The 21,800-nt window shown below is 71.8% G+C and carries 18 protein-coding genes, 1 tRNA gene and 1 pseudogene; 6 read left to right on the top strand and 14 right to left on the bottom strand.

Features of this window, described 5'->3' with window-relative positions:
- Window positions 1–605: 605 nt before the first annotated feature.
- The 7 genes from pheA to CGL27_RS24090 all read right to left on the bottom strand — a co-directional run bounded on the left by pheA (window position 606) and on the right by CGL27_RS24090 (window position 8,016).
- Window positions 606–1,541, bottom strand: coding sequence for a prephenate dehydratase (pheA, locus tag CGL27_RS24120; protein WP_119989962.1), 936 nt, complete (start codon window positions 1,539–1,541; stop codon window positions 606–608).
- A gap of 114 nt (window positions 1,542–1,655) precedes the next feature.
- The gene (gene efeB, locus CGL27_RS24115; protein WP_078642364.1) at window positions 1,656–2,897 is read right to left on the bottom strand and encodes an iron uptake transporter deferrochelatase/peroxidase subunit; all 1,242 of its coding nucleotides are present in this window, start codon (window positions 2,895–2,897) and stop codon (window positions 1,656–1,658) included.
- Entirely contained in the window at window positions 2,894–5,035 is a 2,142-nt protein-coding gene (locus tag CGL27_RS24110; protein WP_119989961.1) for a copper resistance protein CopC, read from the bottom strand. Before CGL27_RS24110 ends, efeB begins: the two co-directional genes overlap by 4 nt.
- Window positions 5,036–5,041: 6 nt before the next feature.
- Window positions 5,042–5,545, bottom strand: coding sequence for a copper chaperone PCu(A)C (locus CGL27_RS24105; protein WP_119989959.1), 504 nt, complete (start codon window positions 5,543–5,545; stop codon window positions 5,042–5,044).
- A complete protein-coding gene (locus tag CGL27_RS24100) occupies window positions 5,542–6,204 on the bottom strand; it encodes an SCO family protein (protein ID WP_119989957.1) in 663 nt (220 codons plus the stop codon). Before CGL27_RS24100 ends, CGL27_RS24105 begins: the two co-directional genes overlap by 4 nt.
- 144 nt (window positions 6,205–6,348) lie before the next feature.
- On the bottom strand, window positions 6,349–7,095 hold the full coding sequence (locus CGL27_RS24095) for a YcnI family protein (RefSeq protein ID WP_119994524.1): 747 nt from the start codon (window positions 7,093–7,095) through the stop codon (window positions 6,349–6,351).
- Between the two features lie 105 nt (window positions 7,096–7,200).
- Window positions 7,201–8,016, bottom strand: a complete 816-nt coding sequence (locus tag CGL27_RS24090; protein ID WP_119989955.1) for a hypothetical protein — start codon at window positions 8,014–8,016, stop codon at window positions 7,201–7,203.
- Window positions 8,017–8,217: 201 nt separating this feature from the next.
- On the opposite strand from CGL27_RS24090, the gene CGL27_RS24085 reads away from it, so the two are divergent.
- Window positions 8,218–8,721 carry an ATP-binding protein gene (locus tag CGL27_RS24085; protein WP_014061889.1) on the top strand — a complete coding sequence of 168 codons (504 nt, stop codon included), beginning with the start codon at window positions 8,218–8,220 and terminating at the stop codon, window positions 8,719–8,721.
- Here CGL27_RS24085 and CGL27_RS24080 read toward each other — a convergent pair.
- Entirely contained in the window at window positions 8,684–10,201 is a 1,518-nt protein-coding gene (locus tag CGL27_RS24080) for a PLP-dependent aminotransferase family protein (RefSeq protein WP_119989953.1), read from the bottom strand. The two genes, CGL27_RS24085 and CGL27_RS24080, sit on opposite strands and share 38 nt — an antisense overlap.
- A 47-nt stretch (window positions 10,202–10,248) precedes the next feature.
- On the opposite strand from CGL27_RS24080, the gene CGL27_RS24075 reads away from it, so the two are divergent.
- Window positions 10,249–10,767 (top strand): carboxymuconolactone decarboxylase family protein, encoded by a 519-nt coding sequence (locus CGL27_RS24075; protein WP_119989951.1) that lies wholly within the window; start codon window positions 10,249–10,251, stop codon window positions 10,765–10,767.
- A 68-nt stretch (window positions 10,768–10,835) separates the two neighbouring features.
- Here the strand turns inward: CGL27_RS24075 and CGL27_RS24070 are convergent, their stop codons facing one another.
- Both CGL27_RS24070 and CGL27_RS24065 read right to left on the bottom strand, forming a co-directional pair.
- Window positions 10,836–12,332 carry an aminopeptidase P family protein gene (locus CGL27_RS24070; RefSeq protein WP_119989940.1) on the bottom strand — a complete coding sequence of 499 codons (1,497 nt, stop codon included), beginning with the start codon at window positions 12,330–12,332 and terminating at the stop codon, window positions 10,836–10,838.
- Window positions 12,333–12,433: 101 nt separating this feature from the next.
- Window positions 12,434–14,062 carry a PP2C family protein-serine/threonine phosphatase gene (locus CGL27_RS24065; RefSeq protein ID WP_119989938.1) on the bottom strand — a complete coding sequence of 543 codons (1,629 nt, stop codon included), beginning with the start codon at window positions 14,060–14,062 and terminating at the stop codon, window positions 12,434–12,436.
- 583 nt (window positions 14,063–14,645) lie between these two features.
- Here CGL27_RS24065 and CGL27_RS24060 point away from each other — a divergent pair.
- Complete coding sequence (locus CGL27_RS24060) at window positions 14,646–15,320, top strand: bifunctional DNA primase/polymerase (RefSeq protein WP_078642354.1); 675 nt, start codon at window positions 14,646–14,648, stop codon at window positions 15,318–15,320.
- A gap of 586 nt (window positions 15,321–15,906) precedes the next feature.
- Here CGL27_RS24060 and CGL27_RS24055 read toward each other — a convergent pair.
- From CGL27_RS24055 to CGL27_RS24045, 3 genes and pseudogenes are all read right to left on the bottom strand, one after another.
- On the bottom strand, window positions 15,907–16,875 hold the full coding sequence (locus CGL27_RS24055) for a DUF5926 family protein (RefSeq protein ID WP_078642353.1): 969 nt from the start codon (window positions 16,873–16,875) through the stop codon (window positions 15,907–15,909).
- Between the two features lie 397 nt (window positions 16,876–17,272).
- Window positions 17,273–17,809 (bottom strand): annotated as a pseudogene (locus tag CGL27_RS24050) (ATP-binding protein); the annotation flags it as partial.
- A gap of 53 nt (window positions 17,810–17,862) precedes the next feature.
- On the bottom strand, window positions 17,863–18,696 hold the full coding sequence (locus CGL27_RS24045; protein WP_119989934.1) for a glycerophosphodiester phosphodiesterase: 834 nt from the start codon (window positions 18,694–18,696) through the stop codon (window positions 17,863–17,865).
- Between the two features lie 217 nt (window positions 18,697–18,913).
- On the opposite strand from CGL27_RS24045, the gene CGL27_RS24040 reads away from it, so the two are divergent.
- Both CGL27_RS24040 and CGL27_RS24035 read left to right on the top strand, forming a co-directional pair.
- Window positions 18,914–20,410, top strand: coding sequence for a trypsin-like peptidase domain-containing protein (locus CGL27_RS24040; RefSeq protein WP_119989932.1), 1,497 nt, complete (start codon window positions 18,914–18,916; stop codon window positions 20,408–20,410).
- Window positions 20,411–20,449: 39 nt separating this feature from the next.
- A tRNA-Ser gene (locus tag CGL27_RS24035) sits at window positions 20,450–20,536 on the top strand.
- Window positions 20,537–20,682: 146 nt separating this feature from the next.
- Here the strand turns inward: CGL27_RS24035 and CGL27_RS24030 are convergent.
- The gene (locus tag CGL27_RS24030) at window positions 20,683–21,438 is read right to left on the bottom strand and encodes a GntR family transcriptional regulator (protein WP_119989930.1); all 756 of its coding nucleotides are present in this window, start codon (window positions 21,436–21,438) and stop codon (window positions 20,683–20,685) included.
- A 78-nt stretch (window positions 21,439–21,516) separates the two neighbouring features.
- On the opposite strand from CGL27_RS24030, the gene CGL27_RS24025 reads away from it, so the two are divergent.
- The gene (locus CGL27_RS24025) at window positions 21,517–21,795 is read left to right on the top strand and encodes a hypothetical protein (RefSeq protein WP_119989928.1); all 279 of its coding nucleotides are present in this window, start codon (window positions 21,517–21,519) and stop codon (window positions 21,793–21,795) included.
- Window positions 21,796–21,800: the final 5 nt, after the last annotated feature.

Here is a 21,800-nt window from a genome sequence, read left to right as displayed (position 1 = left end):
GATATTCCTTTGCGTCCCGTTTTGCCCTCTTTTGGGGCTGTGGGTAAACCGGGGAATTCCTGTGACGGCCGCCGTCAAGGAATGCATGCGCATTCCCCGAAAAGGGGCAAAGAGGCGGCGTCGAGTCGACCTTCTTCCCTTGTGTACAGGGCGAGTTGAGGCCCGGTTGTCCACAGGGGTGAGGGGAATCCCCGAAGTTATCCACAGGCTGTGTGTGAGATCTGTGGATGCCGCGGTGATCGCTTGGGCCCCCCAAGTGCTCGGCGATGGATTCCCCCATCAAACCGCGTTCACACACTCCACAAGAGAGGAATCCCTCACTCCAAAGAGTTGGTCGAGGGAATTGGGGTGACAGATAAGCGATGTTCGGTGATGGGGGCGGATGCGGCTTATATCGTGATGTGACCGTCTCGCCGGATTGATGATGTCGACTTATCCCCAGCGTGCCGCATCAGCCTGTGGATAACTTTTCCGCAGCGATTCCGACGATCCCCAGCACCCGGGCGGCGGCGGCGCTCAGCCCCGGCTCCAGCCGCCCGGCCGCCCGCCACCGGAGTGCCCCCGGCGCACGCTCGCTACGGCCGGTCGCTACGGGTGGGCTCGGCTCAGGCCCGGCCGTCCTGGCAGCGGGCCAGCCACTCCGCCGCCTCCGTGAACGCCTCGTCCGAGGTCCCGTGCCGCAGCTCCGCCAGGTCCTCCGGCGTCACACCCGCCCGGGGATACGAGCCCAGGAACCGCACCTTGGGGCAGATCCGTTTCAGCCCCATCAGGGCCGAGCCCACCCGCCGGTCGGTGATGTGCCCCTCGCAGTCCACCGAGAAGCAGTAGCGGCCGATGCCCTCGCCGGTCGGGCGCGATTCGATCCGCATCAGGTTGACCCCGCGCGCGGAGAACTCCTGCAGCAGCTCCAGCAGCGCGCCCGGGTGGTCGTCCCCGAGCCAGATCACCACGGACGTCTTGTCCGCGCCCGTCCGGGCGGCGGGCCGGGCGGGGCGGCCGGCCAGGACGAAGCGGGTCATCGCGTTCTGCGCGTCGTGGATGTCGGTGACCAGCGGCTCAAGACCGTACCTGGACGCCGCGAACTCGCCCGCGAACGCCGCGTCGTACCGCCCCTCCTGCACCAGCCGCGCGCCGTCCGCGTTCGAGGCGGCCGATTCCCACAGGGCGTCCGGGAGGTTCGCCGCCAGCCAGTTGCGGACCTGGGGCTGGGCGACCGGATGCCCGGTCACCGTCTTGATGTCCGCGAGCGCGGTGCCCGGCCGTACGAGCAGCGCGAAGCTGATCGACAGCAGCACCTCGCGGTAGATCATCAGCGGTTCGCCGGTGGCCAGCTCGTCCAGGGTCGCGGTGACCCCGCCCTCGACCGAGTTCTCGATGGGGACCAGCGCGGCCGCCGCGGCACCGGAGCGCACCGCGTCGAGCGCCACCGGCACCGAGACCATCGGCACCAGCTCCCGGGTGGCGGCCTCCGGCATGGACCGCAGGGCGGCCTCGGTGAAGGTGCCCTCGGGGCCGAGGTAGGCATAGCGGCTGGCCGACATCACGGTCGCTCCCTGTGATCAGACGAGACCGCCACGATACTCGCGTCCGCGAAGCCGGCGGACTCGCTGTCACCCCTTGGACGCGGGCGACCGGGGGCGGCTCGTCCCCGTCTCCTATCCCTCCAAGAGTGCCTGACCCACGTACTCCCCCGGGGCGCAGCCCGGGGGCACCGCGAACAGCGCGCTGGCCTCGTGCCGCAGGAACCGCGACAGATCGTCGCCCAGGTCCAGCTTCCGCTGCACCGGGACGAACCCCTTCATCGGATCCGCCTGCCAGGCGATGAAGAGCAGCCCGGCGTCCGGCGCCCCGTCGTCGCGGAAGCCGTCGTGGTACGAGAAGGGCCTGCGCAGCATGGCGGCGCCCTGGTTGGACGCGGGCGCCGCGACCCGCACATGGGCGGCGCCCGCGATGGCCAGCGCACCGTCCCCGTTGATCTTGTCGAGCCGGACCGGGGTGGTCTCCGTGCCGCCGGACAGCGGGGCGCCGTCGGACTTGCGGCGGCCGACCACCTTCTCCTGCCGTTCCAGGGAGAGATGGTCCCAGGTGTCCAGCAGCATCCGGATGCGCCGGACGACCGCGTAGGAACCGCCCGCCAGCCACGCGGGCTCGCCCTTCTCCGGTACGAAGATCCGCCGCTCGAAGTCGTCGTCGGCCGGCTTGGGGTTGTTGGTGCCGTCGATCTGTCCCATGAGGTTGCGGGTGGTCATGGGGCGGTCGGTGGCGCCGGGGGTGCGGTTGAAGCCGTTCATCTGCCAGCGCAGCCGGGCCGTGCCCGCGGCCTCGCGCTGCAGGGCGCGCAGCGCGTGGAAGCCGACCAGCGCGTCATCGGCGCCGATCTGGATCCACAGATCGCCGTTGCTGCGCTTGGGGTCGAGGGCGTCCGAGGCGAAGTCGGGGAGCGGAGCGAGCGCCTCCGGCAGTTGGTCGTCGAGTCCCGCCTTGCCGAAGAAGGTCCGGCCGAAGCCGAAGGTGACCGTAAGGGAGGAGGGACCGGCGTCCAGCGCGATCCCCGTGTCGTCCGGTGGGGCCTCGCCCGCCATCAGCTCCTGGGCCGTGCGCGACCAGCGGCGCAGCAGTGCGGCGGCCGCCTTACGGTTCGCACCGGGCGCCAGGTCGAAGGCGAGGAGATGGCCATGGGCCTGGAGGGGGGTGGTGATGCCCGCCTGGCGCCTGCCGTGGAAGGGCACGGCGGTCGCGCCCAGGGAGCTGAGGGGTTCGGGTGCCTCCCGCGTCGCCTCGGACGCGTAGGCTCCGGCGGCTCCGCCGGCGACCAGTCCGGCCGCGCCGGCGGCGCCCGCCGAGCCCAGCAGACGCCGCCGGGAGATGCCGGACGAGGGTGCTTGCTCTGTCGTCATTGAGCGACTTTCACGTTCCTGGTCTCCGTCACCTGGTCGATGTCGGAGGTTCGTACGGTCAGGGAGAGCTGCCAGGTGCCGGCCATGGGGAGCTGGACGGTCTTGGCGCTCCAGTGCCCGGTCGAGAGGCGCTCGAGCGGGATGCGCAGCGGCCCGATCCCCTTCGACTTCAGCGTCAGCGACAGCTTGACCTCGGGGACGTCCACGGGACGGTCGGCCAGGTCGGTGGTGAAGACATGCAGCGCGTTGTCGCCCGGCAGAGCGGGTTCGATCATGACAACGGCCTTGCCACGGCCGCTCTTGGGGCCCGTGTTGTAGGGGACCAGCACGCTCACCGGGTCGACGTTCAGCTGGCCGCCGGGCTTCGTGGCCGAGGCGCTCGCCTGCTCGGTTTCGGCCCGGCCGGGCTGGGTGCCGCTCAGCACGGTGGCCACCGCGAGCAGCACGACGGCCACGATGGTCTCGGCGATCACCGACCGGCGCAGGGCGCTGCGCTCGCGGTCGGCGTCGCGCTCCCGCAGCGTGGCGGTCTTGTCCTTGGCGGCCCGCTGACGGGCGAGCTGGGCGGCGCGTTCGGGATCGTCGTCGGCGGCGTCCGAACCGGCGCCGTCACCGGGCCCGTCACCGGACTCGGTCTCGGCGTCGGCCGGGGTGTCGACCGCCGCGTCGGCCGCGCCGGTACGGACCGGCTGCGCGGCCTTCACCCCGGCCTTCACCCCGGCCTTCACCGCGGCCTCCGCCTCAGCCTCTGCCGTGGCCTCCGCTTCCGAGGCCGCCGAGGCCGCCGGAGCCGCCTCCGACGCGCTCTCCGCCTCGGCCTCCGCGTCCGTCTCCTCCGCCGTGTCCGCCGTGGCATCCGTAAGGCGGCCGGTCCAGCGTCGCGAGATGGCCGCGATGCCCAGGAGCACCGCCACCAGGCCCACCTTGACCAGCAGCCATCGCCCGTACTCGGTGTCGGTCAGCGCGCCCCAGGAGCCCACCTGCCGCCACGACTGGTACAGCCCGGTGACCACCAGGGCGACGACCGAGCCGAAGGCCAGCCGCGAGAAGCGGCGCACGGCCGCCCGCCCGATCGGCTCACCCGCCCGGAGCGTCACCGCGAGCGAGGCCAGGCCGCCCAGCCACACCCCGACCGCGATCAGATGGATCATGTCCACCGGCATGGCCAGTTGCCGCTGGAGGCCGACCGAGGCGTGCTCGGCCATCGCCCAGGTCGCGGAGAGGCCCACCGCCATCACCGTGCCGCCGAAGCCCAGCCCGAAGGCCAGGTCCTGGCGGCGCCGCGCGTCCGCCTCCCGCTCCCCGGTGCGACGGGTGTACGAGCCGAAGAGGACGGCCAGGAAGACCGCCGCCGCGCCGAGCAGCAGCAGCCGGGACAGCAGCGCCGCGCCCGGCTTGGTGGACAGCACATCGCCCAGCCTGCCGAGGTCGAGGATCCCGCCGATCCCCTCGCCGTCGGTGTACGGCCCGCGCAGCAGCAACAGCACCAGGCTGGCCGTGAAGACCGTCACCCAGCCGCCCACGGCGATCTTCCGCACCGGTCGGGAGGACCGGCAGAGGCCGGCGAACACACTGCCGCCCACCATGGCCGCGAAACCGCCGTAGGCGGCGTACCGGCCGATCCCGTAGAGCGTGCTGACGGTGCTGTCGGACGCCTCGCCCGTGGGCACCTTCGCCGTGGTCTTGGACGGGGCGCCGATGGAGAAGGTGAACGCGCCGCTCACCGGGTGGCTGTCCTCCGAGACCGCCTTCCACGCCACCGTGTAGGTGCCGTCCGGAAGCCCGGAGTGCAGCCCGGCGGCGGCGGTCGACGACTTGCCGCCGACATGGGCGGTCTTCCCGGTGTCCACGCGCTTGCCCTTGGGGTCGAGCACGCGCACCGAGTCGCCGGAGAGCAGCACGCCCTCCGAGAAGTTCAGCGTGACCTCCCTGGGCGCGGTCTTCACGACCGAGCCGTCGGCGGGGTCGGTCGAGGTGAGCGCGGCATGCGCGGACGCGGAGCTCGCGCCCACGCTCAGCGCGCACAGCAGCGCGGCGAGCAGGGTGCCGCAGATCGCCATCAGGCGCCGGGCGGTCGCGGTGGTCCGGGAGGGGGTCGCGGTGGGCCCGGCGGGGGCCAGGGAGGTCAACGAGGGCATCGGGTGTCAGTCCTTGGGGCGGTACGTCGTCGGCTCGACCGGGACTTTGATCTCGATGGGGGCGGAGGTGGCGAAGTGAAGGGTGAAGCTGACCTTCTCACCGACCTTCGGCCGGTGGGAGAGGTTTGTCAGCATCAGATGATCTCCGCCGCTGGACAGCTCGAGCCGGTTGTCCGCCGGAACATCGAGCGAGCTCACCTGCTTCATCCGGGTGCCCTTGGTGGTATGCAGGGTGACCTCGGAGGCGAGCGGGGTGGTGACGGACGTCAGCTCGTCGGCGCCGCCACCGGCGTTCCGTACGGTCAGATAGCCCGCCGCCATGTCGGTCATGGGCGGCTGGGAGACGTAGGCGCCGGTCACGGACAGCTTGGGGTCGCCCCCGCCCTTCCCGCCGCCGTCGCCGCCGCCGTCGTCGCCCGAGCAGGCGGCGAGCGTGGCGGACAGACCGAGGGCGAGGACCACGGCGGCCGCCTTACGGACGCCAGGAATGCCAGGGGCCGCCGCCGTCACGGGTTCCGCCCCTCGATGATCTTCGGCAGGTCCTTGGCGTAACGATCCGCCGTGGCCTCCGTCGTGTAGATCCAGTGACCCTTGTCGTCCTTGGGTGAGAAGCCGACCACCTCGGCGCCGTGGCTGACGGTGATGCTGCCGTCCTTCTCCTTCTTCGGCTTCTCGATGAAGATGCCCAGCGGCCGCGCGGCGGCCTCGATGGTGTTGAAGTCGCCGGTCAGGCCGACGAAGTCGGTGCCGCCCTGGGCGTCCAGCCAGGAGCGCATCCGCTTGGGGGTGTCCCGGGCCGGGTCGGTGCTGACGAAGACGACCCGCAGCTTCTCCCGCTCGGCCTTGGGCAGCTTCTTCACGGCGAGGCCGACGTTGCTCATGGTCAGCGGGCAGACGTCCGGGCAGTGGGTGTAGCCGAAGAAGAGCAGGGTGGGTCGGCCCTTGGTCTCCTTGAGCAGGTCGTACTTCTTGCCGTCGGTGTCGGTGAGGGCGAGGTCCGGCTTGGCCTTCGCCTGGTCGAGGACGATGGCCTGTCCTGACCTCTGGCCGCCCTTGACCTCGGCGGCGGCTTCGTTGTCGCCCTTGCCGCCGCTGTCCGAGCCGCCGCAGGCGCTGAGGGTGAGTGCGGCGGCGGCGACGATGGCGGTGGCCAGGATTTTGGTGCGCATGGAGCTGTTCTCCAAAGAGAGAAGTGGTTCGGTGGCGCGCGGGGGCGGCGGACACGGGGGCCCGCCGCCCCCGCCGGGATCACGCGGTCGGTTCAGGACCGGCGGTCACCGGCGGTACACGCGTCTCGGTCGGGTGGCCGGCGGTCAGGCGGAGCGGCGGCGGCTGGCGACCACGCCGTAGGCGACACCGGCGGCGCCGATGACGATGCCCACGATGCCCAGCACCCGGGCCGTGGTGTCGCTGCTGTCCTTGTCGTCGGAGGAGTCGGCCGAGGCGGAGTTCTCGGCGCCGGCCTTCTCGGAGCCGCTGTCCTTGCCCTGTCCGGAGGCCGCGGCGGCGTCATGGCCGTCCGAGCCCTCGGCCGGGGCGACCAGCTTGAGCACCGGCGCCGGGTTCTCCGGTTCGGCGGCGCCCTCCTTGGGCTCCTCGATCCAGCGCACGACATCCTTGTCGTCGTACGTCTGGAGCGCCTTGAAGGCGAGCTGGTCGGCGTCGTCGGGCAGCTGGCCGACCGACAGCGGGAACTGCTGGAACATCCCCGGCTCGATCTTGCCGCCGGACCAGGTGACCTTGGTGACCGCCTCGCTGATCTTCTCGCCGTGCATCTCCATGGGCTTGGGGAGCTTGGACTTGGTGACCTTGACGTCCCAGCCGGGCACCGGCTGCGGCATCACCGAGGCGAGCGGATGGTCGGCGGGCAGCGTCACCTCGAGCTTGACGGTGGAGGCGTCGTCGCGCTCGTTCGGCACCTTGAAGTTGATGGTGCTGTAGCCGCCCTTCTCGGCCTGGCCGGGCTGCACGCTGACGTGCGCGAAGGCGGGGCCCGCGGTGAGCAGCACCAGGCCGCCCGCGGTGAGGGCTCCGATGATCGGCAGACGGCGGATACGCATGGCGTTCATGTCAACACTCCAGGGACAGGAATGATCAGATGGGTTGGCGCGCGTGCGGCGACGTCGCGGCCACCCTCCGGTCCCGCTGGAGGAGCGTCGCGTCGGTCAGGCCGCGAGGTCGCAAGCCGGCGGTCCCCGCCTGATCACGCTGTGCTGGAGGGCGAGGGCCGTCGTCCCGCCCTCGTTCCGCTCGGCCGTGCGCGGACGGCACGGCCCGCCGTAAGGCGCCCCCGAAGGGGCCAGGAGCACCCGTACGAGCTTCAGGGCGGCGCGCAGCGCCCGTACGAGCGCGGCCTCCGCGACCCCGCGCGCCCCGTCCACCGACAGCCGCACCGCCCGCCATACGGCCATCTCGCCCCGGCGCAGCAGCCAGCCGATGGTGAGCGCGGCGAGCAGATGGCCCAGGGTCATGGGCAGCGACGGCAGCAGGCCCGCCATCCCGGCCGCCTGCTCCGCCGGGGCGGCGGACGACGGCATGGCGTGCGGGCTGTGCGCGGCGGACGGGTCGATGCCCGCGTGCGCGACGATCCGATGCGCCGTGGCGGCGTCGAGCCGTCCGGGGCCCGACGCGCACAGCAGCCTGGCGGCCAGGCCGATGACGTGGCCCTGGGTGGCGTCGGCCCGCTGGGCGGCCTCCTCGGCGGCCGTCGCCCGGTGCTGCCCGAGCGCGAACAGCGCGTGCAGCGCGAGCTGCCCGATGGCCAGCAGGGCCGCGATCCCGGGCAGCGACCGCTCCCGCCCGGCCAGCGTCAGCGCCACCGTGAACATCGCCGCACAGCCCACGCCCACCGTCCACAGCGGCACGGTCGCGCAGGAGGCCAGCACATGCCCCGCCGCGGACAGCACGACACAGACCGCGGTGAAGACCGCGGCCCGCAGCATTCGCAGATCGGCGCCGGCACGGGCGACAGGGGAAGCCATGGCGGCGACATCATCCCACTGGGCGGGCGCGTTCCCTACGGCGGGTGGGGCGTACCGGCGCACACCAGGACAGGCCCATACACCGGTTCGCGCATCGAGCGCGTCCGCCGAATGAGCGGAGTCACGTTGATAAGACGCTTACGGACCATGGACCCAGGCAATACGTAACGGTATGTCGAGCCGCGGCCGGGAGGCTGGAGCATGAGCATCTGGTGGTCACTCCATTTGCCCCGCGAGGCGGCGAGCGTTCCGCTCGCACGACGACTGCTCCTCGGCACCATGGAGACGGCCGGAGTCGATCCGGAGATCTCCTACGATCTGTCGGTCGCCCTCTCCGAGGCGTGTGCGAACGCGGTGGAGCACGGGGGCCGCGACGGCACGGGCGGGGATTACCGAGTCACGGCCTATATCGACGGCGACACCTGCCGTATCGAGGTCACCGACTCCGGCCCCGGCTTCGCCGGACGCGGTGCCGTCCGCCGCGAGGGCCGCACCCGGAACGAGCGGCGTCCGGCGGGCGCGCCGAGACCACAGCAGCCGCGCAGCCCGGCTCCGCCCCAGGCGGAGCACGGGCGGGGGCTTTTTCTCATCGAGGCTCTCACCGACCATGTCCGCTACCGGGACCGTCCGGGGCGCGGCGGGGTGGTGGTGAGCTTCGACAAGATCCTCAAGTGGCGCGAAGGGGCGCTGCTGAGGGCATCGTGAACGTGTCTTGTTCGGTCTGTTCGGGCGGCAGGGCGCGGCACAGCGCGTCCAGCGCTCCCGCGAAGGAGTGCTCGGGCGGGGTCGCGTAGCCCACCACGAGCCCGTCGGGGTGGGGTGTGGTGGCGTCCGGGTGGCGGTAGCCGCCGAGGCCGTCGAGCGCCAGCCCCTGCCAGGCGGCGGCGCGCAGGGCGGATCGCTCGGTGCCGGGCGGTAGCTCCAGCACCGCGTGCAGACCGGCCGCGATCCCCGAGACGCGGACGTGGGGCGCGTGTTCGGCAAGGGTGGCGACGAGCTGATCGCGCCGGCGGCGGTAGCGCTGGCGCATACGGCGCACATGGCCGTCGTAGCCGCCCGATTCGATGAAGTCCGCGAGGGTCAGCTGGTCGATGACGCCGGTCCAGCCCTCGCGCTCCCCCTTGGCGGCCAGCACGCGGTCGACCAGGTGGTCCGGCAGGACCATCCAGCCCAGCCGCAGGGCCGGGGAGATGCTTTTGCTGACCGAGCCGAGGTAGAGCACCCGGTCGGGGTCGAGGCCCTGGACGGCGCCCACCGGACGGCGGTCGTAGCGGAACTCCCCGTCGTAGTCGTCCTCCAGGACCAGACCGCCGCTCTCCCGCGCCCAGGCGACGGCCGCGGCCCGCCGCTCGGGGTGCAGCGGCCCGCCGGTGGGGAACTGGTGGGCGGGGGTGAGCAGGGCCGCCCGCAGGCCGTCGAGGGCGGTCAGTCCATCCGTAAGGGCGCCATCGGCGTCCAGCGGAAGCGGGATCGTACGGATCCCGGCGGAGCTCAGAAGCGAGCGGTGGAACGCCAGGCCGTAGGACTCGACGGCCATCCGGGGACGCAGCAGCCGGGTGCCGCTCAGCAGCCGCAGGGCGTGCGCGAAGCCCGAGCAGACGACGATCCGGCCGGGGTCGGTGCGGACGCCGCGGGCGCGGGCGAGGTAGTCGGCCAGGGCGCGGCGCAGCTCCGGGCGGCCGCGCGGATCACCGGGGCCGAACGCCTCATGCGGCGCGGCGGTCAGCGCACGGCGGGCCGAGGCGAGCCAGGCGGTGCGGGGGAAGGCGGCGGCGTCCGGCTGGCCCTGCAGCAGGTTGTGCACCGGTCGCGGGGCGGGCCGGGGCGTGCGAGGGCCGCCGCTCGCCCCGGTCGGCCGCCCGCCGAGCCCCCGCCCGGCCGTGCGCCGCCGGGGCGGGGGCGGTGCGGGGCGGGGCGCCACCCGGGTCCCGGAGCCCTGGCGGGCGGTGAGCCAGCCCTCGGCGACCAGCTCGGCATAGGCGTCGGCGACCGTGTTCCGGGCGATGCCCAGGTCGGCGGCGAGGGAGCGGTAAGGCGGCAGCCGGGTGTCCGGGGCGAGCCGGCCGTCGCGGATGGCCTCGCGCAGCGCGGCCATCAGGGCGGTTCTGCGGCTGCCCGCGCGGGTGAGCTCCAGATGGAGGTCACTGCCGAGGATCTTCGCCGAATTGACCCATGAATCCGCCATGGAAATGCACCCTACAGAGGGTCGCTTAGCGGCCTAATTTCATTCCCATGACGACTACGACAGCGACAGCGACGACGGCGGAGACGACGACCACAACGGCGACGGCGAGGGCGGCGCGGCAGACCGGCCGGGTCGACTTCGCGAAGGCCGCCCCCAAGGCGTTCAAGGCGCTGATCAGCCTGGACGCGGCCGCCCGCGAGGGCCTGGACCCGGCCCTGGTGGAGCTGGTGCAGATCCGCTCCTCCCAGCTCAACAACTGCGCCTACTGCCTCCATATGCACACCACCGACGCCCATAAGGCGGGCGAGAGCAACGAGCGCATCGCCCTGGTGGGGGTCTGGGAGGAGGCCGGTAAGGGCGGGTTCTACACCGAGAAGGAGCAGGCCGCCCTGGCGCTCACCGAGGCGGTCACGCTGCTGCCGGGCGGCGTTCCGGACGAGGTCTACGAGCGGGCCGCCAGGCACTTCGAGGAGCGGGAGCTGGCGCAGCTCATCGCCCTCATCTTCACGATCAACTCCTGGAACCGGATCGCGGTGACCACCCGCAAGGTGCCGGGGCAGGGCTGAGAACGGACTGTGGGGAGCGGCGGCGCCGCTCCCCACAGGACCACGTGATCACATGATGAGCCGCCGCCTCACGCGGTGAGGCGGGCCATCCACGCCTCGACGTCGTCGGCGGTCCGCGGCAGCGCGGCCGACAGCACGCGGTTGCCGTCCTCCGTCACCAGGATGTCGTCCTCGATGCGGACGCCGATGCCCCGGTACTCCTCGGGCACGGTCAGATCGTCGGGCTGGAAGTACAGCCCCGGCTCGACCGTCAGGCACATCCCGGGCTCCAGGGTGCCGTCCACATAGGTCTCGGTACGGGCCACGGCACAGTCGTGGACGTCCATGCCGAGCATGTGGCCGGTGCCGTGCAGCGTCCAGCGGCGCTGCAGCCCCAGCTCCAGCACCCGCTCCACCGGGCCCTCGACAAGGCCCCACTCGACGAGCCTGGTGGCCAGCACGTGCTGGGCGGCGTCGTGGAAGTCGCGGTACTTCGCACCCGGCCGGACCGCGGCGATGCCCGCCTCCTGCGCCTCGTACACCGCCTCGTAGATCTTGCGCTGCAGCGGGCTGTAGGTGCCGTTCACCGGCAGCGTGCGGGTCACATCGGCGGTGTAGAGGGTGGTGGTCTCCACGCCCGCGTCCAGGAGGAGCAGATCGCCGGAGCGGACCGGGCCGTCGTTGCGCACCCAGTGCAGCGTGGTGGCGTGCGGGCCCGCGGCGCAGATGCTGCCGTAGCCGACGTCGTTGCCCTCGACCCGGGCGCGAAGGAAGAACGTTCCTTCGATATAGCGCTCGGAGGTCGCCTGCGCCTTGTCCAGAACCTTGACGACGTCCTCGAAGCCGCGGGCCGTCGAGTCGACGGCCGCCTGCAGCTGCCCGATCTCGAACTCGTCCTTGACCAGGCGCTGCTCGCTGAGGAAGACCCGCAGCTCCTCGTCGCGCTCACCGGTGACCTTGTCGGTCAGCGCGGCCTCCAGAGCGGCGTCGTGACCGCGCACGATACGGACCGGCCCGGCCGCGGCCCTGAGCTCGTCGGCCAGCTCGCGCACGTCCTTGGCGGCCACGCCCAGCCGCTTCTCGGCCTCCGTAAGGCTGAGCCGGCGGCCCACCCACAGCTCGCCCTGGCCGTCCAGCCAGAACTCGCCGTTCTCCCGGTTGGAGCGCGGCAGCAGGTACAGCGTCGCGGTGTGGCCGCCGCCCGCCTCGGGCTCCAGCACCAGCACACCGTCCTCGGTCTGGTCGCCGGTGAGGTACGCGTACTCGGTCGAGGCGCGGAAGCCGTAGTCCGTGTCGTTGGAGCGGGTGCGGAGATTGCCCGCGGGGATGACCAGGCGGTCGCCCGGGAAGCGCGCGGAGAGCGCGGCGCGGCGGCGGGCGGTGTGCGGAGCCTGTTCGACGGGCTCCAGGTCGTGCAGCTCGGTGTCCGCCCAACCGGACTGCATGTTCGCCGCAAGCTCATCGGAAACGCCTGGGTAGAGGCCGTTCTTCCGCTGCTTGATGGGCTCCTCGCCTTCCGGGTTCTCCGGGGCTTCGGGAGTGGGCTCCTCGGTCACGTCTTCCTCCTCGAACTGGACCCCACCCATCGTATGTGCGGGGGCGCGGCGGCAGGGAGGGCCCGAAGCGCGGGGGACCACGGCTCCAGCGGGTGCCGTGGTCCCCCGCGAGCCTCAGTCGAACTCGAGCCTCAGTCGAAGTGGGCCACGAGCAGGACGAGGTCATCGGTGCCGTCCTCCGAGGGCCGCCCCACGGGGGCCGCCGGGCCGTCGGGGAGAACCGTACGGAGCACATGGTCGGCGAAGGCGTCCGGATCGCCCCGGACGCCCTTGGGAGCGCTCGCCGCGGCCGTGTGCAGCCGGGTGAAGGCCCGGTCCATCGGCTCACCGGTGCGGTGCAGCAGCCCGTCGCTGTAGAAGAGGAGGGTCTCTCCGGACGACGGTTCGATCTCGACGCTGGGCGCCTCCCAGCACGAGAGCATCCCCAGCGGCGCGGACAGGGTGGTCTCCACGAACTCGGTGCGCCGCTCCCCGGTGAGCAGGGGCGGGCAGTGCCCGGCCCCGGCCAGCACCACCTTGCGCGTCCCGGGCTCGCAGTAGGCGAAGAGGGCGGTCGCGGAGCGGGCGGGCTCGGTGAGCCGCAGCAGCAGCTCCAGATCGGACAGGACGGCGACCGGATCCTCGCCCTCCATCACCGCGTACGCCCGCAGCGAGGCCCGCAGCCGCCCCATCGCGACCACGGCACTCGGCCCGGAACCGGTGACTCCGCCCACCGAGAGCCCGAGCGCCCCGTCCGGCAGCGGCAGCGCGTCGTACCAGTCCCCGCCGCCGTGCGGACCGGGGTGGTGGCGAACGGCCAGACGCACCCCGGGGACCCGGGGCAGCCGGGTGGGCAGCAGCTCCTCCTGGACGGTCGCGACGGCGGCGCGGGCGCGGGAGAGCTCGATCAGCCGGGCGATGTGCGCGGCGGCGTACTGGCAGTACAGGCCCACGAGATGGCGCTGGCGCTCCCCGGGCTCCGCGGGCTCGTCGTAGAGCCAGGCGGCTCCGCCGAGCCGCCCGGAGGGGCCGCCGGCGCCCATGGCGGCGGCGATACCGGGCGGGGCCGCGGCGGCGGGTACGGCCTCGTGCCCATGGCCGGTGCCGTGGGCGCTCGCCGTGCCGTGGGCTCCGGGGGCCGGGCGGTCGTCCGCGCCCGCCGGGGATCCGGCGCCGGACCCGTCCGTGTCGGGGGCGGGCGAGGGGATGGCGGTGAGGCCGGGCGCGGTACAGGAGGTGGTCCGGAACGGGTCCAGCGGCACCGCGTAGCTCGCGGCGAAGCCGAGCCGTGCGGCCACCTCGCGGTGGCGCGGGTCGAGGTCGGCCTCCCCGGCGATATCGGGGTGGGTCACGTCGGCACGCCGCTCACCACCCGGCTCGGGCAGCCCGTCGAGGAGATGACCGGCGGAGGCGGAGCCGCGCGGGATGGTCTCGATCTGGCCGAGATCGGCGTGGCCGAGGCCGAGCCCCACGGTGGTCACCGGGCCGAATCCATCGGCCGGTTCGAGCGCCACCAGCCCGCGCCGGGCGCCGACCAGGGCCGCGCCCGCGCGCAGCAGTTCACGCAGCGCCTCGTCGAGCGTCCCGGTCCTGACCAGCCGCTCGGTGAGCTCATGAAGGGTGGTGAGATCCGAGACCCAGCTCGCGAGCCGGTCCTGGACAGCGGAGTTGGCATCGGTCAGGGGCGGGGGAACGGGGCCCGGGACGGGGTCCGCAGTTTGCGTGGGCGAGGGGAGGGAAGGATCGATTCCAGCCACTTTCGGCGCGTGGGGCGAGTTCATGGCCCGCTGCCTTCACCCGCCGGGTCCGGCTCGCTCAATAGCATCGCAAACCCCCTGTCGTGCTGCGCCGCTACTGTGCCGCTACTGTCTCCAGATGTACACGGAGCGGAGATGCGATGTCCAGCATCGTCCCGGTGGTCTTGTTGGTGTCTGGGGGGAATTGAACTTGGCTGAAAAAAAGTCGTTAGGCTGTCCCTTCGAGGTCGACTGACGTCAGTTCGACAGCGCGTCGTCTCCACCGCGGCGGGTACACATTCGGAGAAGGGGCAGGGGCAGTTCGGATCGCCCCGGAACCCCGCGGCCGGTCCAGGCGTCATAGACCACAACGGCCGCGCCCATCCCCGAGTGGCGAGGAACGCACCAACCGGACGGCAAGCGCCATGCGCGCGCCACCCCTCGCCACGTTCCACGCTCGGCCCGCGGCATGATGCGCTGCCTTGTACGCGCAGTGACTTGTGATCCACCTGCTGTGACGGGTCGAACGATGCCGTACAGCGCCACGTAGTGCCTAGTGAAGTGCCATCTGAAGTGCGATGTAGTGCGACGGACAGCCCTCGGCGTTAACGGAAAGGAACGAGCGCTCATGCGCGAGATCCTCGGAAGGCGACGCAAGTTCTCGCTGCGGCGCGGCGCGCGATCGCCGCTGCTGCGTGCGGCGCTCACCTGCGCCACCGAGTGGCAGTGGCCCGTGGTCCCGGGCGTCGGACTTAGGTCCGGCGTCGGACGACCCCGGGTATGCGGCTGCCCCGACCCGGAATGTGCGGTTCCGGGTGGTCATCCGTTCGACCCTGTTCTCCTTGCCGCCACCACCGACCCGCGCATGGTGCGCTGGTGGTGGGGCAACCGGCCCACCGCGCCCCTGCTGCTGGCCACCGGCGGCCTCGCGCCCTGCGCGGTGAGCCTGCCCGCGGTCGCCGCGGCGCGGGCGCTGGCGGTCTTCGACCGGGCGGGGGTGCGGCTCGGTCCGGTGATCGCCACGCCCACCCGCTGGTCGCTGCTGGTGGAGCCGTATTCCCTCGAAGACCTCGGCGAGCTGCTGAACCAGCAGGACTGGGTGCCCAGCTCGCTGCGGTTCCACGGCGAGGGCGGCTATGTGGTGCTGCCGCCGTCGCAGACGGGCCTCGGGCGGGTGCGCTGGGAGCGGCCGCCGCTGCGCCGCTCCGGGCGGCCCTGGCTGCCTCAGGTGGCCACGGTGGTGAACGCCTTGGTCGAGGCGAGCACCAGCGCGCCCGACGGAGGCAGCCGGCTCGCCTATTGAGGGCGGGCCCCGGGTGCGGGGGTTCGGGGGCCGCTGAGCGCGAGGCTCAGGGGCAGGGGTGTGTGGGGCTCGGAGGCCGGGGATGCGTTTGCCCGGGCTCCGAGCCCGTTCTTTTCCGGCGGTGGTACAGCGCTCTCAGGGCACCATGCCGAAATTCAGGGCGCTGGGGTTCCGGGCTCCGAGGTCAGGGCTCCGCGCTTTGGTTTTCGGGCCCAGGCGCTGGGCTCGGGCTTCGGGCTCAGGCTCCGAACTCACGCTTCGGACTCGGACTCGGACTCGGACTCAGAGTCGGACTCCGGGCTCCGGGAGCAACTCCCGCGGCGCCGAAGGCAATTGGTCCGTACCTTCTCCCGGCCGCCCGTGCCGCCCCGCCCGTCTCTCGCGCCGGCGTCCGGACGCGGACATGGAAGCGCCCGGTCGCTGGCGACGGGGGATGCACCAGCGACCGGGCTTTTAGAACCGTAACAAGAGATCGGCCGATAGCAAATTCGATCGCGGATTTCCGGACGCCTATTTGCAGGGCGTAACGGTGAGTTGTGAGCAGCGTCACGTCCCCCGGTGGCGCCCTCCGGCCGTCCGGCGACCGTCAGCTCAGCGTCACCTGACGGTTGGTGAGACCGCCCCGGGCGCGCCGCTGCTCGGGCGTCAGCGGGGCGTCGGAGGCGAGCGCCTCCGCGAGCCGCTCGGCGAGGTCCACGGCCGGCTTCTCGGTGTCCTCGGCGCTCATCCCGCGGGGCAGATCCCACACCGGCACCGTGAGCCCATGGGCCCGGAACGAGCCCACCAGTCGGGTGTTGTCGCCGAGGGAGGAGGCACCCGCGGCGTGCAGCCGCGCGAGCGCGTCGAGCAGCTTCTCCTCGGGGTGGGACATCACCCAGCGCAGGTGGTTCTTCTCCGGCGTCTCGCACCAGTAGGCCGCCTCCACGCCGGTGAGCCGGGCGGTGGGGATCGCGGCCGCGTTGGCCCGTTCCAGGGACGCGGCGACCTCTCCGGTCGCGTTCGCGGCGTCGTCGACCCAGAACTCGAACCCCTCGTGCAGGGTCGGCGAGAAAGTGCCCTTCGGGTCGAGCAGATCCTGCAGCCGTGGACCGTCGCCCGGCGCCCGCTCGGCGGCCACCGGAGTACCCGGATCGGCGGTCAGTGCCCGGCGCAGGGTGTCGGCCAGGTCGCGGCTGATGTCCCCGGAGGGTGTGTCGTTCTGCAGGCCGAGCAGCACGGCGCCGCTGTCACGGCGCAGCGCGGGCCACGCCATGGGCAGCACGGTCGCCAGGGTGACCGACGGAACCCCCTCGGGCAGCCCGTCGGCGAGGGCCAGCTCGACGGTCGCGGCGGGCACCAGCTCGCGCAGGGCAACCCAGTCGCATTCGTTGGGGAGCCCCTCGAAGGGGCGCTGCACCAGCTCGGTGGCGGCGTGTGCGGCTTCCCTGCCGTGACAGGCCTTGTAGCGACGGCCCGAACCGCACGGGCAAGGCTCCCGCGCGCCCACCACAGGGATCTCGCCGTTCGCGACCTGTGGGCCTGTGGCCTTCGTCTGGGGGCGGCGCTTCTTGGCCATGGTGAGGCTGTCTCCCGATCTGCGGCTCAGGGCTTGCTCGTACGCCCGTGACGGTCTGCGTACGGCCGTGGCAGTGCTCTCTTACGGCGCGTACGACTAGTACGGGCGCGAGCCTAGCCCTTTGGCCGAACCGCGTCGGCTCCATGAGCCGCGTCGGCTACGCGAGCTCGTCCAGATCGGCGAAGTCCAGCTCGCGATCGAAATCGGGGTCGATGTTCGCCTCGACGTTCGGGCCCAGGTTCGCGTCGAGGTCAGCCTCGAGGTTCGCCCCGAGACTCGGCCCCAGGTTCGCGTCGAGATTGGCGCCGAGCCGCGCGTCGAGATTCGCGTCGAGGCTCGGACGCAGCCCGGAAGCCAGCTCCGTACCCAGGTCGGGGGAGAGATCCGAGGGAAGCACGACACGACGGGCGAAATCGTCGTCAGGCGGAAGAACGGCCCATACGGTGACCTCGCCGACTCCATCCCGCACGCCCCATTCCTCGGCCAGGGACATGATGATGTTCAGCCCACGACCGCCGCGTGCGGTCACCGAGGGATTGGCCGGAAGTGGCCTTGTGGGCCCTCCGCCATCCGTCACCTCGACCGTCAGCCGGTCGTGCTCGTCGACGCTCCATGCAGCCCGGACCGTGCCGCCACCATGGCCGGAACGCCATGGGCGGCCATGCCGCCATGCATTGCTGAGCAGTTCTGAAAGGATCAATACAGCGTCGTCTATGACCGAATCCGATACCCCAGTCCTGCCCAAATCGACACGCATCCGCTGTCTTGCCGCGCGGACACCCGCAGGACCATGGGGTACGGCCATGGTCGACGACGTCGGCACCTGCCGTGCCACCACCAACGCCACCCCCGAGACCTCCTTCGCCCCACGCCACGGGATGAATGCCCCGCGGTGCTGGAGCGGAAACCGGCCAAGTGGCATCGCGTGACGCACTCGTCACGATTGAATACGTACCGAACGCGCCGGTGCACGCCTTGTAATGCCCATTATGAGCGTCCGAGTTGGGACAGTACCTGTTTGGGGCGATTGGTGATCAGTGCGTCGACGCCGAGGCGGACGCACAGGTCGACGTCCTCCGGTTCGTCGACGGTCCACACGTGCACTCGGTGCCCCTCACGCTGCAGTCGCGCCACATAGCCGGGATGGTTCCGCACGATCCGGATGCTCGGCCCCGCGATCCGCACCCCGGCCGGCAGCTGCCCGTCCCGGTGGCGCGGCAGTATGAACTGCATCAGATAGACGGTCGGGATGGCGGGGGCCCCGCTGCGGATCCGGTGCAGTGAGCGAGCTGAGAAGCTCATCACACGGACGGGTGAACGTTCGCCGGGCGGCGGCGCGTCCAGGCCGTAACGGCGCAGCAGCGTGAGCAACCGCTCCTCCACCTGGCCCGCCCACCGGGTGGGGTGCTTGGTTTCGATCGCCAGTTCGATGCGACGTCCCGCGTCGGCGATGAGCGCCAGGAGCCGCTCCAGGGTGAGGACGGAAGTGCTGTCCCGGCTGTCGCGGTCCGGCTCCTCCTTGTCGGTGGCCCGGCCCTTCCAGGAGCCGAAGTCCAGGGCCGCCAGATCGGACAGCTCCAGCGCCGAGACCGCGCCCCGGCCGTTGGAGGTGCGGTTGACGCGGCGGTCGTGGACGCAGACGAGATGGCCGTCGGCGGTCAGCCGGACATCGCATTCCAGGGCGTCGGCGCCCTCCTCGATTGCCTTACGGTAGGCGGCCAGGGTGTGCTCCGGGGCATCCTCGGAGGCCCCGCGGTGGGCGACGACGGAGACGGTGGGCGGCCCGGGGTGGCTGTCCCGGGCAGGGCGCGCATAGGTCACCGCGTTATGGTGCCACCGCCCGGTGATAGCCGGTGGACGTGGCCCCTCCGTACGTTCGCACGGAATGGCGGTGGGTCGAATTGTCCGGGATAAAGGGTGGTAGTCCGCAGGACCGCCGCTCCTTACGGCCGTCTGACGCGCTGTGGGAAAAGCTGATGACGGTAAGACGTACACGTGGGCCGTCGAGGAAATCTGTCGTGCACCTGAGGAGATTGCTGTGAGCACCGAGAACGAGGGCTCTGCCGTTCCGCCCGCGCCCGGGCCGCATCCGGCCCCTCCGGCGCCGCACCCGAACCCGGCCGTGCCACCCGCGCCGGACTATGAGCCCACCGCGGGGCGGCCGACCGCACCCGACGCGCCAATAGGCCCGTCCGACGCGGCAGGGCCGCCGGGAGCGCCCGGTGCCTCGGGCTCCGGCGACTCGGGTCCCGGCGCCTCGGGTCCCGGCGCGGACGCCGGCCAGTCCAGCACGTGGTGGTCGGCCGACGGCGGTCAGCAGCCCGGCGGCCCGGGCGAAGGACAGGGTGGGCAGGGCGGCCCGGGCGGACCGTGGGGGACCGCTCCCGTGCCGCCCTCCGGCCCCTCCGAGCGCAAGCCCCGCGGGCTGGTCGCCGCCATGCTGGCCGCCGTACTGGTCGCGGGCGCCATCGGCGGCGGCATCGGCTTCTGGGCCGCCGACCGGGAGAGCGACGGCGGCGACACCACCACTGTCTCCGCCTACGGCAACCCCAAGACGGAGAGCCGCGCGCCCGGCTCGGTGTCGAGCATCGCCAACAAGACCCTGCCCAGCGTCGTCACCATCGAGGCCCAGGGCAACAACGGTGAGAGCGGCACCGGCACCGGCTTCGTCTACGACAAGCAGGGCCACATCCTTACCAACAACCACGTCGTCGCCTCGGCCGCCGACAACGGCAAGCTGACCGCCACCTTCTCCAACGGCAAGCGGTACACCGCCGAGGTCGTCGGCCGTGCCCAGGGCTACGACGTCGCCGTGGTCAAGCTCAAGAACGCCGCGGGCGCCAAGCTCGACCCGCTCCCGCTCGGCAACTCCGACCGGGTCGCCGTGGGCGACGCCACCGTCGCCATCGGCGCCCCCTTCGGCCTCTCCGGCACCGTCACCACCGGCATCGTGAGCGCCAAGAAGCGCCCGGTCGCCTCCAGCGACGGAGGCGGCGGCAACGCCTCGTACATGAGCGCCCTGCAGACCGACGCCTCCATCAACCCGGGCAACTCCGGCGGCCCGCTGCTCAACGCGGACGGCGGCGTCATCGGCATCAACTCCGCCATCCAGTCCGCCGGCAACGGCAGCGGCCTCGGCGAGTCCCAGCAGTCCGGCAGCATCGGCCTCGGCTTCGCGATCCCGATCAACCAGGCCAAGAACGTCGCCGAGCAGCTGATCAAGACCGGCCAGCCCATCTACCCGGTGATCGAGGCCACGGTCAGCACAAAGGACTCCGCCAACGGCGCCACCATCGCCTCCAACGGCAGTGGCGGCAGCCCCGCCGTCGTCCCCGGCGGTCCGGCCGACAAGGCGGGCCTCAAGTCCGGCGATGTGATCACCAAGCTGGACGACATGGCCATCGACAGCGGCCCGACCCTCATCAGCGAGATCTGGACCCACCAGCCGGGCGACAAGGTCACTCTCACCTACAAGCGCGGCGGCAAGGTGTCGAAGGCGGACGTCACCTTGGGGAAGCGCAAGGGTGACAGCTGACACGCTAGGCTGATCCCCGCGCCACCGCGAGTGGCGCGGGGAGGCTTGCCCGAGCGGCCTAAGGGAACGGTCTTGAAAACCGTCGTGGCAGCGATGTCACCGAGGGTTCAAATCCCTCAGCCTCCGCAGTGTTACGGCCCCTGACCAGGCAAGACGGTCGGGGGCCGTCGTCATGCGCGCTACCCGCCGGGCACCGCCGTTCCCCATGATTCCCCGACCGATCGGGCACGGAAGGGGCACGGCTGGACACCGGCTGAGAGGACCCTCACCGACTACCGATTGATCGGAATCTCGTACACGATCTCGCAGTGAGCGGCGGGTACGACGATGTCCGCCGTCTCCACGGGCCGCCCCTGGTCGCTGTAGTACGTCCGCCGGATGTGCGTGACGAGCGCGGCCTTCTGGATGCCGAGAAGCGACGCCTCCTCGGCGGTCGCCTGCCTGGGCTCCGGCTGCTCCACGGCGTGGCTGACGGTGACTCCGATAGCGGCCATGCGGTTCACAACGCCCGCCCCGGCGTGCGGCCCTCCCTCGGGGAGGACGACGAGCGTGCCTGCGGTGAGGTCGTACGGCTCCCAACTCGTCGACAGCTGCACCGGCCTGCTGTCGGCCAGGAACTCGTACGACGTCCGGACGCACAACTCGCCCTCGGCGATGCCGAGCCGCGCTGCGATGTCCGCCGGGGCCGGCACCTTGGCGTCGGTCCGGCTCTCCCAGTCGCCGTGCTTGCCGACTGCCCTCATGTCCGCACGGAACGGCGACCCTTCAGGCTGCTCGCGCGCCGACGACCGGACGACCCGCACCCGTTGCCGGGGCTCGGCGACGTAGGTGCCCGATCCGGCTCGGCCCTCCAGCACGCCCTGGGAGATCAGCAACTCCTGCGCCCGGCGGACCACGTTCTCGCCCACCCCGCACTCCTGGCCGATCTGGGCGCGGGACGGCAGGCGGTTCCCCGGCTCCCATACGTGCTCCGCGATCCGCCGCCGGAGCTCGTCGGCGATGCGGAGATAGGGCGGCTGCTCAGGCATATGGAAAATCTAGTCCACTAGCTCTAATCTAGTTAACTAGCTTCACTGAAAGTGATCGCCAGTTGACGGAGGCTGCCTGTGCCCGTTCCGGGAGTTAGCGCGGCGGCCATCGCCGCCCGGCTGTCCGCCGTCGGGCTCCCCACGCGCGTGGAGGAGCACGCCCGATTCACATCGGTCGAAGCGGAGGTGCCGGAATCACTCTCCGCCGAGTCATGGAAGGAGGTCCTGGCGGCGCTGGCCGAGGCCGATCGGTTCGGGCTCCTCGTCACCTGCCAGAACGGCCGCACTCTCCGGGCGGTCGTAGAAAAACCGGTCCCCACGACGGGCGATGTCAGGGGACCGGGCCATCAGCGATAGGAGCT

Source organism: Streptomyces sp. 11-1-2, from assembly GCF_003595545.1.
Taxonomy (GTDB): Bacteria; Actinomycetota; Actinomycetes; order Streptomycetales; family Streptomycetaceae; genus Streptomyces; species Streptomyces hygroscopicus_B.
Note: the sequence above shows the minus strand (reverse complement) of the source record. Positions and strands in the feature narration are given on the sequence as shown.

Excerpts from the sequence above, each read along its gene's own strand:
- pheA (WP_119989962.1), bottom strand. The coding sequence starts at position 1,541 with ATGTCGGCCAGCCGCTATGCCTACCTCGGCCCCGAGGGCACCTTCACC.
- efeB (WP_078642364.1), bottom strand. The coding sequence starts at position 2,897 with ATGACGACAGAGCAAGCACCCTCGTCCGGCATCTCCCGGCGGCGTCTG.
- CGL27_RS24110 (WP_119989961.1), bottom strand. The coding sequence starts at position 5,035 with ATGCCCTCGTTGACCTCCCTGGCCCCCGCCGGGCCCACCGCGACCCCC.
- CGL27_RS24100 (WP_119989957.1), bottom strand. The coding sequence starts at position 6,204 with ATGCGCACCAAAATCCTGGCCACCGCCATCGTCGCCGCCGCCGCACTC.
- CGL27_RS24095 (WP_119994524.1), bottom strand. The coding sequence starts at position 7,095 with ATGCGTATCCGCCGTCTGCCGATCATCGGAGCCCTCACCGCGGGCGGC.
- CGL27_RS24090 (WP_119989955.1), bottom strand. The coding sequence starts at position 8,016 with ATGGCTTCCCCTGTCGCCCGTGCCGGCGCCGATCTGCGAATGCTGCGG.
- CGL27_RS24085 (WP_014061889.1), top strand. The coding sequence starts at position 8,218 with ATGAGCATCTGGTGGTCACTCCATTTGCCCCGCGAGGCGGCGAGCGTT.
- CGL27_RS24080 (WP_119989953.1), bottom strand. The coding sequence starts at position 10,201 with ATGGCGGATTCATGGGTCAATTCGGCGAAGATCCTCGGCAGTGACCTC.
- CGL27_RS24075 (WP_119989951.1), top strand. The coding sequence starts at position 10,249 with ATGACGACTACGACAGCGACAGCGACGACGGCGGAGACGACGACCACA.
- CGL27_RS24070 (WP_119989940.1), bottom strand. The coding sequence starts at position 12,332 with ATGGGTGGGGTCCAGTTCGAGGAGGAAGACGTGACCGAGGAGCCCACT.
- CGL27_RS24065 (WP_119989938.1), bottom strand. The coding sequence starts at position 14,062 with ATGAACTCGCCCCACGCGCCGAAAGTGGCTGGAATCGATCCTTCCCTC.
- CGL27_RS24060 (WP_078642354.1), top strand. The coding sequence starts at position 14,646 with ATGCGCGAGATCCTCGGAAGGCGACGCAAGTTCTCGCTGCGGCGCGGC.
- CGL27_RS24055 (WP_078642353.1), bottom strand. The coding sequence starts at position 16,875 with ATGGCCAAGAAGCGCCGCCCCCAGACGAAGGCCACAGGCCCACAGGTC.
- CGL27_RS24030 (WP_119989930.1), bottom strand. The coding sequence starts at position 21,438 with ATGCCTGAGCAGCCGCCCTATCTCCGCATCGCCGACGAGCTCCGGCGG.